We start from the raw sequence: 12799 nt of genomic DNA, 5'->3' as shown, positions 1-12799 counted from the left end.
TCTGTTAAAAAAATGGCGTATTGCATCTTTGCAATACAAGCTTAGTCACCATGAAAATAGAACAAATTTATACAGGATGTCTCGCACATGGGGCCTACTACATCGAAAGTGATGGAGTAGCAGCTATCATCGATCCGCTGCGCGAAGTGGCCCCCTATATCCAAAAGGCCGCCACTGCCGACGCCAGTATAAAATATGTTCTGGAAACACACTTCCACGCTGACTTTGTTTCAGGCCACCTGGAGTTGTCCAATATTACCGGCGCCACTATCGTCTATGGCCCTACGGCACAACCAGGTTTCCCCGCCTATGTAGCAAATGACAATGAATTTCTGTTCTTAGGCAAATGTACTATTCAGGTGTTACATACACCTGGGCACACACCAGAGTCTACATCTTATCTATTATACGACGAGTTTAATAAACCGGTGGCCCTGTTCTCAGGAGATACCCTCTTTATTGGCGATGTAGGACGTCCTGATCTGGCCCAAAAGGCCGCAAACATGACCAGGGAAGAATTGGCCGGTGTGCTGTTCGATTCCCTGCGCAACAAGATCATGACATTACCTGGTGATATCACTGTATATCCCGGTCATGGTGCAGGTAGTGCCTGTGGCAAAAATATGAGCCGCGAAACCACCGATACCCTGGCTAACCAGCTTGCGACAAACTATGCTTTGCGCAAAAATATGACCCGCGATGAGTTTATCATTGAAGTAACTACCGGTCTGACTACACCACCTGCTTACTTTCCTGAAAATGTGCGGTTGAACAAAGAAGGTGCTACTGAAATGGGTACCGTTTTGTCAAGAGGTCTCCAGGCGTTATTGCCAGAAGATTTCGAAGCTATCGCAGACGAAACGGGTGCACTCATTCTCGATGCCCGCGATCCTGAAGAATTTGCCACCGGTTTTATACCCGGTGCTATTAATATCGGTATTGATGGCAGCTTTGCTCCATGGGCAGGCACCCTCATTCCGGATATACAACAACCCATTCTTATCGTAGCACCTACCGGCAGGGAAGAGGAAGTGATCGTCCGTCTCGCCAGAGTGGGATATGATTTTACTATGGGTTTTCTGAAAGGTGGTATGCTCTCCTGGATGGAGGCCGGCAAGCCTATAGATAGGGTCATTACGGTAGAAGCCAGTTCCCTCACCGGTGGGGAGCATATTGTGGATGTACGCCGCAGAAGTGAGTTTGAAAGCGAACACGTTATGGACGCTATCCATGCGCCGCTGGATTATATCAATGACAGCATGCAACTGCTGGATAAAGAGAAATTGTACTACATACATTGTGCAGCCGGTTATCGCTCCATGATGTTTATCTCCATACTAAAAGCCAGAGGCTTCAGCCACCTGGTAGATGTTAGAGGTGGGCTCAAGGCAATCCGTGAAGCAAACAGACTTCAGTTGACTGAATATGTGTGCCCCCAAACCCAACTTTGACGTTCTTCATAGACTATACAAATAAACCTGCAAGGAAGCTGACTAAGAAGATACCCTTCTGCCGGAGGATGATCTTTCAGGTTGGCTTCCATTTTTGTTAGAAGTGGTTTGCTGCATTTTGCTGGCATGCCGATTGTCTTTACTTATCTAAAACTGATAAGCATGAAAACATTAGGTCTCGTCCTCATTATCGCTGGTATTGCCATGATTGTCATCAGAGGCTTCTCTGTAACCACCCAAAAGAAAGTAGTTGACCTTGGCCCCGTTGAAATCAATAAGAAAGAAAACAAATGGATTGGATGGCCTACCTATGCGGGCGCGATTGTCTCTGTTGTAGGCGTAGTTTTGGTATTGGGTGCCAGGAAAAAATAATCCTTACATTTACAGGCATAAAAATAGGAATATATGCCTGAATTGAAGAACGGACAGTTGCACGTAGTCATCGCTGAAAAAGGAGCGGAGCTCCGCAAAGTAACCCGTACAGACCTGCAGCAGGAGTATCTCTGGAATGCAGACCCTGCTTTCTGGGCCAAAACCAGCCCTGTACTATTTCCTATAGTGGGTACTGTAAAGAATAATACTTACACGTTTGAAGGAAAAAATTACACACTCAGCAGGCATGGTTTTGCAAGGGACAATGTATTTGCTGTTACTTCGCAGAGCGATACCCAGGTTACGTTCGAACTGAATAGTAATGAAGAAACCCTGAAAGTATACCCCTTTCATTTCCGTTTTGCTGTCATTTATGCAATTGAAGATGCAAAGCTCACTGTTACTTACCAGGTGGAAAATAAAGGTGTGGCAGACATGTATTTCTCTGTGGGCGCACATCCTGCATTCAAAGTGCCTTTGGAAGAAGGAGTTACTTACGAGGATTACTACCTTGCGTTTAATAAAGTAGAAGATACCCGTTTATATCTCCTGTCTGATGGAGGATTTGTGGAAAAGACACCTGTTCCTTTCCTGGAGCATACACAGCGCTTAGACCTGAAAAAATCACTCTTTTATAAGGATGCACTGGTATTTAAAGATCTTGCTTCCAATGCGATCTCCATTAAAAGCGATAAGAAACCACATGGTCTTACTTTGCAATTTGATGGATTTCCATTCATGGGTATCTGGGCGGCGATAGATGCTGACTTTGTTTGTATCGAACCGTGGTGTGGTGTAGCGGATAATGTGGATGCTACTGGTGAACTTACAGAAAAGGAAGGGATCAATAAACTGGGGGCTGAACAGGTATTTGAGAGAAGCTGGACAGCGGATTTCTTTTAATATGGTATGATATTTTCAGGTATTATGATGAGAAAAACGAACTGTCATGATACGAAAACTGAAATCAGGGAAGTATCGGATTTACTCACGTAAAGTAGATCCGAAGACACAAAAACGGAAAAACCTGGGAACGTTTGATTCGTTGGAAGATGCGAAGAAACATGAACAGGCTATACAATACTTTAAACATCATTAATAACCGCCCTTCGGGGCGGTTTTCTTATTTTTTAAAGGATTAACCCAACGCAGCGTTAAAGCCCATTTATATCTATCGCATAGCGATTGCCCCTGAAATGGCTTATCTCTTAAAAAAATAATAGTACACTAATTTGGTGGACTAATATTTTTTACTATTTTTGTCCCAATATCACTGTAATTTATTTTGTACAATGGCAAATACAGTACAAACCATTTATTATCAACCAGGATGTCCTAACTCAGCCGACCGCTGTTGTTGCCGCTAATTATATTTCTTCCATTCAATCACCTTTCCATCATAATAATCCTGACACGTGCTTTCCTATGTCAATCACACGACATAAGAATGCCTCAAAACTGCAATATGCACAAACATCTACATAACAAAGGCACGCCATCCGTGTGCTAAAAAAAGAAAGCCGGTAACTGCGGGAACAGTCACCGGCCGGATTTTAACAAGGCTCGTTATCGCTCTACTCAACGATTCACATCGCTGGGCAGGCACCTTATTTTTTAATCGCTAACTACAAATTTAATGAAAAAAGTTCTCTTGCTCATCTCACTCACCCTGGGATTAGCACCTGTAACGTCGTATGCTCAAACAGTGAATGAACCAGTCATCAACTCCACACTCACCGGCATTGTCGTAGACAGCAAATCCCAAACCCCGCTCATAGGGGCTTTGGTAAGGATCAAAGGTACCACCAACCAGGTGCTCACTGACAATAAAGGGAAGTTCTTTTTCAAAACAGGACAAAAACTTCCCTACGTACTCGAAGCGGTTTATATAGGGTATAAAAAACAGGAGATCGAAGCCTCCAACTCACCACTCACCATCTCGCTGGTCGAAAACGAAAGCCAGCTCAACGAAGTCGTAGTAGTAGGTTATGGCACCCAACGCAAAAGTGACCTCACCGGCGCTGTAGCCAGCGTGAACAAAGGATTGCTGTCACAACCCGCTGCCTCTTTCGACAATTTATTGCAAGGCTCCGTACCAGGTATCAATGTCACCCAGAGCTCCGGGGCACCCGGTGCCACCGCCACTATCCGTGTAAGAGGTGGGAACTCCATCAGCTTTGGCAACGCACCCCTCTATGTGATCGATGGCTTTATCATCTATAATAACAATGATAATGTAAACACCAGCGCGTCCAACGGGGTAGGGGTGAACGCCCTCTCTACCATCAATCCCAGCGATATAGAAAGTATCGAAATCCTCAAAGACGCTTCTGCCACCGCCATCTATGGCTCCCGTGGCGCGAATGGGGTAGTGGTGATCACGACCAAAAGAGGGAAACGCGGCCGCGACGAAATTAGTTACAGCACCTACTTTGGCCAGCAACAGGTGCGTAAAAAACTGCACCTCCTCAATGCCTCCCAATGGGCCTCTCTCATCAATGATGTGAATACAAGCACCGGCAGCACCAAAACCTACAGCGACTCTGCCATCGCTGCCCTCGGTGCCGGTACTGACTGGCAATCTGCCGCACTTCGCAAAGCGCCCATTCAAAACCACGAGCTCTCTGTATCTGGTGGCGACGATAAATCGAGGTACCTCATCTCCGGCAACTACTTCAACCAGGACGGTATCGTTGTCAACACCGGTTTCAAACGGTACTCCGGCAGGATCAATTACGAAAGAAATATTGGCGACAAACTGAAAGTCTCCACCAATATATTCGGTAGCCAATCCATCGAGGATAAACTCTATGGAAATAGCTATAACAGCATCAACTTCCAGAGCACCGCTTTCGCAAATTTATTACAGGTATCACCCGTAGTGCCTGTCTACAATGCAAACGGCACCTATTATACAGCCAGCCCTTATTCCTCAATTCCTACCAACCCTATTCAGGATTTTAAGTCCACCATTAACCGTACTTACATCCGTCGTATTCTCGGCAACGCCTCCGCAGAATACAAGATCCTCAAAGACCTCACCCTCAAAGTTACAGGCGGTACAGACCTCATTAATACCAAGCAAAATTATTACTCTCCCAGTTACGCGGGTTCGCCAGCTGGCAACAGTACCGGGTATTCTGCACAGGGCTATGCATCTGTGGGTAATATTGCCGCATCGACCTGGATCAATGAAAATACCCTCACCTGGGATCATACTTTCAGCAATAAGCACTTCCTGAATGTATTGGCTGGTTATACTACCCAGCACCAGGAAGACCAGTCTGCCGTAGCCAGTGCACAGAAATTCCCCAATGACCTGACTACATTCAATAACCTGAACTATGCAGGTACTGCGGTACTCTCTACTTCGGATGCACATGAGTCATCACTGAATTCATACCTCGCAAGAGCCAGTTATTCTTATAACCATATATACAATGTAACGATCTCCCTGCGTGCAGATGGTTCTTCCAAACTGGGTAAAAATAACCGCTGGGGTTACTTCCCTTCTCTTGGCGTCTCGTGGAATGCAGGTAAGGAAAACTTCTTTCGTCCTGCCAGCGAAGTCGTGAATGACCTGAAATTACGTGCATCTGTAGGTCGTACCGGCAACTCCGAAGTACCACCTTATAGTTCACTGGCAGCATTGTCACCGAGCAATTACTACTTCAATGGTTCGCTGGTTACAGGTATTGCTCCTACACAGATTGCCAATCCCAATCTGAAATGGGAGACTACTACCCAATACAACGTAGGACTGGATGCAGGCTTCTTCAACAACCGCCTCACCTTTACCTTCGATGCCTATTATAAGAAGACGACAGACCTGCTGCTGAATGTACCATTCCCGCTCTATTCAGGATATTCCAGTGTATTGCAGAATGTAGGTAGCGTAGAGAACAAAGGGATAGAGCTGAGTCTTTCATCTGATAATATCAAAAGCAGTTCCTTCACCTGGAAGACCACTGCTGTATTTGCAGTGAACAAAAACAAGATCCTTAGCCTGGGCCAGGGAACCGATTACTACTACCCTTTGGCGCCAACAGGATATGTATCGCCGGTGATTGTAAAAGTTGGGTTGCCTGTCGGCAGTTTCTGGGGATATAATACCGCAGGGTTGCTTACCGCTGCAGACGTAGCGAAAGGTGTACCTTACCTTACCGGTGTATCTCAACAGGTAGGCGATACCAAATATGTAGATACAAATGGTGATGGTGCGATCACCACTGCAGATAAACATTACTTGGGCAGTGCACAGCCTAAATTTACTTTTGGCTTCTCCAATACCCTTGCTTACAAAGGGTTTGACCTGTCCTTGTTCTTCCAGGGTTCTTATGGTAATAAGATCTTCAACTTCCTCCAGCAAAAACTGGAAATACCTACGCTCTCGCTGAATGCCTCTGCCACTTTGCTGGATAGATACAGTGCGACCAATCCCAACGGCAAAGTTGCGAAAGCCACCAACGCGCCTGTAGCACAGGTGACTGACAGGTATGTAGAAGATGGATCTTACGTAAAACTCAAAACACTTTCTTTAGGCTATTCCATACCCCGCGATGTGATCCGCCAGTTACATATCAGTCAGCTCAGGGTGTATGTCTCTGCCCAGAACATCTGGACATGGACCAAATACACCGGCCTCGATCCCGAAGTCAATTTCTTTGATAGTGACAATACCAAGCAGGGTATTGACTACGGCGCCTATCCCAGCACAAAAGGTTTTCTCGCTGGTCTGAATCTGACATTCTAAAATTAACAACCATGAACAAATCGCTCATCATATTTTCTTTACTTTTCGCTGCTGCCTGCAACAAGCTGGAAGAAGATCCGAACTCCATCGTCACGGCATCGCAATTCTACAAAACGCAGTCAGACGCCGTTTCCGCCGTAGCAGCGGTGTACAGTACACTCAATACCGATGCTGCCGGCGACTTCGTGATCTATGGCCGTGACCTGAACCTCTTAACCGGCAACGGTAGCGATGACCAGATCTTTAGTCCATCCAATACCAATACAGATGTACGTGCATTAGGTACTGCGACTTATGTACCTGCCAATGACCGTATCAAAAAGAACTGGCAGCAACACTATTTTGGTATCAGCCGTGCAAATGTGGCAATAGACAATATTCCGAATATAGATTTCGATACCACCCTTCGGGCAAGACTGGTGCGCGAGGCCAAATTCATCAGGGGCTTATTGTATTTTAATATCGTACGTTTCTGGGGCGATGCGCCTTTGGTACTGCATGATCCTACCAGCATCGATGTGAATGCACAAAAGATAAAACGTAGTCCCAAGGATAGTGTCTATGCACAGATCATTTCAGATCTGAATGAGGCGACCCTGTTGCCTAAAACATACACCGGTGCTGATGTAGGCCGTGTAACCAGTGGCGCGGCGCATGCATTGCTCGCTAAGGTTTACCTGACCAGAAGAGAATGGGCAAAAGCAGCAACAGAACTCAACACAGTGATCAATGGTGGTTATGGCTACGCCTTATTTGATAACTTCCTCGATGTATTCCAGCAGTCAACCAAGAATGGCAAAGAACATATCTTTTCTGTACAATTTGGTACCAACCTTGGAGCAAAGAACAGTACCAACTCTCTGAGCAGTAGTAACTTTAGCTCTTTCAATCCTGCTGTATATCCCGGCGATCAGCCTGCAGACAGTACTTTGTATCAATTGTTCGCCAGCTTTGATACCCGTCGTGACGTGACGTTCTTTACACAAATGTATAATGCTGCCACTGGCAAGTATGTACAATTCGGCGCTGCACGCTTCGCCAAGTTCATCGACTATTCCATTTCTCCATTGACGAATCAGTCCATCAGTGGTATCAACTATCCTGTGATCCGCTATGCAGATGTACTGCTCATGCAGGCAGAAGTACTGAACGAGATCAATGGTCCCGGAGCCGATGCCTATGCTGCTATTAATCAGGTAAGGGCAAGGGCAAAGATCAGCAACCTCACAGCAGGCCTGAGTCAGGCAGCTTTTCGTGATTCTGTATTCCATGAAAGAAGAAAGGAATTCATACAGGAAGGCAATCGCTGGTTCGACTTGTCGAGAAGGGGAGGCACCTATTTGTACGATGCACTCAGGGTGTATCCTGCCAAGACAGGCGCTGCTTTGAAAGATACACTTTACCCGATCCCACAATCAGAAATAGATATTAATAACGAACTGACACAAAATCCCGGTTGGTAAAACTCACAAAACGCTATCAATGAAAAAACAATTTTTAGCAGCTGCTGTTATTCTCTCTTCGCTCGCTGCGACGGCTCAAACTTATCAGGGCACTGTCGGCCGCACCCTCGCCGAATCCAAAGAGTGGTGGCCTGAACCTGTGCGTCCGCCACAAGGTGCACCCAACGTATTGCTCGTATTGTTAGATGATGTGGGATTTGGTGCCAGCAGTGCTTTTGGTGGTTTAATCAGCACGCCGGTTTTTGATAGTCTGGCGGCTAATGGTTTGCGCTATACAAATTTTCATACAGCCGCCATTTGCGCACCTACCCGTGCAGCATTGCTCACGGGCAGAAACCAGCACTTTGTACACATGGGTGGTTTTGCACACTACTTTTCATCAGCAGGTTTCCCCGGCTGGGATGGTCGTATCCCCAGCTCTTCCGGTACCATTGCCGAAGTGTTGAAGAATGCAGGTTACAATACCTTTGCGGTTGGTAAGTATGGGGTCACACCTGATGAAGATACTTCCAATGCCGGTCCTTTCGACTACTGGCCTTCCGGCAAAGGGTTTGAACATTTCTTTGGTTTCCTTGGCTCACAAACAGATCAATATAAACCTGCACTGGCAGAAGACAATGTGAACATCCAACCCGATGGCCGTCACTTCAGTGAACAGCTTACTGATAAAGCCATCAGCTACATCGCACGTCAGCAAAAGGCGGCGCCGGGTAAACCCTTCTTTCTTTACTATGCACCTGCGGCAACACACGCCCCACATCAGGTACCTGCAGACTGGCGTGATAAGTACAAAGGTCAGTTTGACGAAGGCTGGGATGTATACCGTCAGAAGGTATTTGCCAACCAGAAGAAGCTGGGTATCATTCCTGCAAATGCCACCCTGCCTGCCCGCAATGCACGCATCAAGGCATGGAACAGCCTGAGACCCGATGAACAAAAGCTCTATGCACGGTTCTTCGAAGTCTATGCTGCATACCTTACCTATACCGATTACCAGGTAGGTCGTGTGATCAACTATTTAAAGAGTATCAATCAGCTCGACAATACCCTCATCTATGTGGTAATAGGTGATAACGGCGCCAGCAAAGAAGGTACGGACGAAGGTGTCGTTTCCAACAAACAAACACCGCGAGGTAATAAGAACCTCACCCGTGCAGCACTCACTAAATACAACGAAGAGAATATCGCACTCATTGGCACGCCTGAGTCAGACGCCAACTATCCTTTAGGCTGGGCACAGGCGACCAATACACCTTTCAAATTCTGGAAACAGGATGCATTTGCAGAAGGTGGTACCCGCAACCCGCTCATCGTGTTCTATCCAAAAAAGATCACAGACAAAGGAGCACTGCGTACCCAATACGGTTACGTAACGGACATTCTGCCTACTACACTCGAGGTGACAGGCGTGCCATTTCCTACAGCGATCAAAGGGATCAAACAGGACACATTACAGGGTGCATCACTGGCTTACTCCTTTGACAATGCAAAGGCCCCATCCCGTCATACAGAACAATACTATTACATCTTTGGTAACCGTGCCGTGTACAAAGATGGCTGGAAAGCCGCAGCAGCACATCATCCTGATTACATTGATCTGAATGAGTATGCGGATACAAAGCATGATGTACAGAAGGATTTTGCCAAAGATGAATGGGAACTCTATAACCTGGATGAAGACTTCAACGAGCAAAATAACCTGGCTAAAAAGTATCCTGAAAAACTGGCGGAGTTGAAGAAACAGTTTGAAGAAGATGCTAAGAAATACAACATCTATCCACTCATAGACTGGGAAGATGTCTTTACAGGAAAATTAATTAATGCAAAAAAAGTAAAACGATAAGTCATGGTAGTGCAGGACATACTATTACTCATTAGGAAGATCATAGTGGGGATCATCATTTTCCTCATTCCATTGGGGGTGATCGGTCTGTTATTATGGTTGGTCAGGTATTTATTGTCTAACTAAAAAAACAAAAGGTATGAAAACGCCAGTAGTAACGCAGCAACGCATATTGAGAGATGTCATTATCAGCGTCTTCATTTATGCATTGCCGATCGTGCTGATGTTATTGTCTTTTATGATTTCAGGTCAGCGGCCATGGAAAGATAAACCGGCGATAACTATTCACAAATAATAAAAACTCATTCACATGCTTGTACATATCGAAACCATTTTTCGCAATCTCAATGGCTGGGGACTACCTGTCATCATGCTGCTCATTGGAGTGATCGAATTTGCTTATGGACTCTATGAAAATCACTGGACGAAGAATGAAAAGGTGCTGGACATTGTCTGCTTTATCATACCTAAGATCATTGTAAGACCTTTCGTGGCTTACTTAGGTCTGTTATTATTCCCCCGTTTTCTGCCGGATGCGAAGAATGCATTTGCATGGGTACCTTTCTGGTGGGGATTTGCCATCATAGCAATAGCAGATGATCTTACACAGTACTGGTATCACCGGTTGCATCACCAGTTGCCCTGGTTATGGCGGTTTCATCGTACACACCATTCCGCGCCTTATATGGGGATGGCCATGGCGAGCAGGCAGAATGTGATCTATACCATTTTCTTTTCACAGATCTATTTGACAACAACGCTGGTGTACCTGGGATTAGGATATCCAGTATTGTTTGTAACAGGGGTGAAAGCGCTGATTACAACAGGCGCGCATTCCAGTATAAAATGGGACAAACCGTTTTATACCATCAAATGGTTGAAGCCAATAGGTTGGGTGATGGAGAGGGTGATTTCCACGCCTGCTACCCACCATGCGCATCATGCAGATACGTCAGATGATGGGGTCGGGTATTATAAAGGGAATTTTGGGAATATGTTCTTTGTCTGGGATCTGATATTTGGTACGGGGATTATAACCCGGCAATATCCTTCCGGGTATGGCATTAAACATTATAAACAGGAAGAGTGGTATGCCCAGTTTCTGTGGCCTATATTCAAATCTAAGAAAGAAGGAAGCGAACTGGCGGCTAACGGACCTATGGTAGGGGATGCCTTGCCGTTGGAGGCGCCTGCGGTGGTGGCAGGGTCATAATGAGCCCCACCCTTTTTTTTGAAATACGCTTTGCCACAGGCAAAGCGTATTTTTTATATTAAATGTTACACCATTATTAGGGAAATCCCTTCATACTCCGTATTTTACAATATCAACCTCAAATTATGAAATCACTCAACCTCGACATCCATCAGCAATATGCCGAGATCTATGATGGAGACAATTGGGTAGGGGTCAGTTTTTGCAGTGCCATTGATGGTGTAACCCCCGAACTGGCGTTCCAACAACCCCCTGGCCACCGTAATTCAATCGCCGCTATTGTAAAGCACATGACCCACTGGAAACAATTCGTCATACAAAAATTACAGGGCAATATCAATTACGACGTCGATCAGGAAGATTCGCTTAATGTCACTGATCTCGCAGCAGACCCGGCCGCAGGCTGGCAACAACTTCTCGAAGCACAGGAAAACGTACACGAAGACCTGCTGGACGCGCTTGATGACCTTAGTCCCGAAGACCTGGACACACCGGTAGGCGGCAGGGATTACGATATCAAATACCTGATCAATGGCGTAGCCCTCCATGACATGTACCATACCGGCCAGATAGAATTATTAAAGAAACAGCTACAATCACTATAACCCAAAAATAGCCGCAGGCTCTTTCAAAAGCAAGACACAGCCAGACAACGCCTGACGCAAGGTGCCACCCAGCACCTGAAATAGCCAGACAACGCCTGACACAAGGTGCGATCCAACGTCAATACCCATCCATCAAAACTTTCCCTCACATGTCCTGATTTTTTAAATACCTTTGCCCCGGAAGATAAAAAATTAGGAAAATGAACTTCAACCTGGATAAGATGCCCGAACGTACGCAACGGCCCCGTTCTAACGGCATCACAATGGTAACCGACAAGGGACTGAGCCTGCAAGACACAAAAGATTTCTTATCCGTTGCATCACCACATGTAGACATGGTAAAGCTCGCCTTCGGTACGGCCTACGTAACGCCAAACCTGAAGGAGAAAATAGACCTGTTCCATTCCTTCAATGTACCCGTCTATTTTGGTGGCTTACTGCTCGAAGCATTTATCATCCGCAACCAGTTCGATGACTACCTGAACGTAGCCAAAGAATATGGTATCAAATATTTTGAAGTATCCGACGGATCACTCAGTATCCCACACGCTGAAAAATGCGGGTATATAGAAAAACTGGCAAAACTGGGTACTGTATTAAGTGAAGTAGGTTCCAAAGATAAAGACCGTGAGCACATCACGCCTCCTTATAAATGGATTGAGTTGATGAAAGCTGAGATGGAAGCCGGTGCTACTTATGTAATTGCAGAAGCAAGAGAGCAGGGTACGGTGGGTCTGTATCGTGACTCAGGTGAGGTGAGAGAAGGATTGGTGCAGGAGATCCTCACAAAGATCCCCGGGGAGAAAATCATTTGGGAAGCGCCACGTAAGGATCAGCAATTGTATTTCCTGCGTTTGGTAGGTTGTAATGCCAATCTCGGCAATATATCATCAAGTGAAGTCATTTCTCTTGAAGCGATGAGAGTGGGGCTGAGAGGGGATAGTTTCCATTTTTATTTGTAGACTTATTTTATCTGTAAATAATTAAAGGCTCCCCGGGTTACCAAGGGAGCCTTTATTATGTAATTTCGAAATTGCTTTCACTCAGCAACCTCCATTTCCTATTATTTCAGTATACCTTCTATCTCTATTCCAACCTC

12 protein-coding genes are annotated in these 12799 nt (G+C 45.7%); all 12 read left to right on the top strand.

The window, feature by feature from the left end:
• Positions 1–50 precede the first annotated feature (50 nt).
• Positions 51–1451: a rhodanese-like domain-containing protein gene (locus tag BW716_RS07085; protein ID WP_083721830.1), complete on the top strand. Its 1401-nt coding sequence runs from the start codon at positions 51–53 to the stop codon at positions 1449–1451.
• 162 nt (positions 1452–1613) lie between these two features.
• Entirely contained in the window at positions 1614–1823 is a 210-nt protein-coding gene (locus BW716_RS07080; protein WP_083721869.1) for a hypothetical protein, read from the top strand.
• Positions 1824–1856: 33 nt separating this feature from the next.
• Positions 1857–2726, top strand: coding sequence for an aldose 1-epimerase family protein (locus BW716_RS07075; RefSeq protein WP_083721829.1), 870 nt, complete (start codon positions 1857–1859; stop codon positions 2724–2726).
• Positions 2727–2772: 46 nt separating this feature from the next.
• A complete protein-coding gene (locus BW716_RS36670; protein ID WP_179091023.1) occupies positions 2773–2922 on the top strand; it encodes a hypothetical protein in 150 nt (49 codons plus the stop codon).
• A 537-nt stretch (positions 2923–3459) separates the two neighbouring features.
• Complete coding sequence (locus BW716_RS07070) at positions 3460–6576, top strand: TonB-dependent receptor (RefSeq protein WP_083721828.1); 3117 nt, start codon at positions 3460–3462, stop codon at positions 6574–6576.
• An 11-nt stretch (positions 6577–6587) separates the two neighbouring features.
• Positions 6588–8039, top strand: coding sequence for a RagB/SusD family nutrient uptake outer membrane protein (locus BW716_RS07065; RefSeq protein ID WP_083721827.1), 1452 nt, complete (start codon positions 6588–6590; stop codon positions 8037–8039).
• Between the two features lie 19 nt (positions 8040–8058).
• Positions 8059–9882, top strand: a complete 1824-nt coding sequence (locus BW716_RS07060; RefSeq protein WP_083721826.1) for a sulfatase-like hydrolase/transferase — start codon at positions 8059–8061, stop codon at positions 9880–9882.
• 3 nt (positions 9883–9885) lie between these two features.
• Positions 9886–10008 carry a hypothetical protein gene (locus BW716_RS38425; RefSeq protein WP_255373858.1) on the top strand — a complete coding sequence of 41 codons (123 nt, stop codon included), beginning with the start codon at positions 9886–9888 and terminating at the stop codon, positions 10006–10008.
• Positions 10009–10021: 13 nt separating this feature from the next.
• On the top strand, positions 10022–10177 hold the full coding sequence (locus BW716_RS36665; RefSeq protein ID WP_179091022.1) for a hypothetical protein: 156 nt from the start codon (positions 10022–10024) through the stop codon (positions 10175–10177).
• Between the two features lie 15 nt (positions 10178–10192).
• Positions 10193–11095 carry a sterol desaturase family protein gene (locus BW716_RS07055; RefSeq protein WP_083721825.1) on the top strand — a complete coding sequence of 301 codons (903 nt, stop codon included), beginning with the start codon at positions 10193–10195 and terminating at the stop codon, positions 11093–11095.
• A gap of 125 nt (positions 11096–11220) precedes the next feature.
• Positions 11221–11700: a DinB family protein gene (locus BW716_RS07050; protein ID WP_083721824.1), complete on the top strand. Its 480-nt coding sequence runs from the start codon at positions 11221–11223 to the stop codon at positions 11698–11700.
• A gap of 200 nt (positions 11701–11900) precedes the next feature.
• Positions 11901–12662 (top strand): phosphosulfolactate synthase, encoded by a 762-nt coding sequence (locus BW716_RS07045; RefSeq protein ID WP_083721823.1) that lies wholly within the window; start codon positions 11901–11903, stop codon positions 12660–12662.
• The last annotated feature ends 137 nt before the right edge of the window (positions 12663–12799 follow it).

This window comes from [Flexibacter] sp. ATCC 35208, from assembly GCF_001975825.1.
Lineage (GTDB): Bacteria > Bacteroidota > Bacteroidia > Chitinophagales > Chitinophagaceae > Chitinophaga.
The sequence above is the reverse complement of the archived record's forward strand: the minus strand, read 5'-3'. Positions and strand labels throughout refer to the sequence as shown.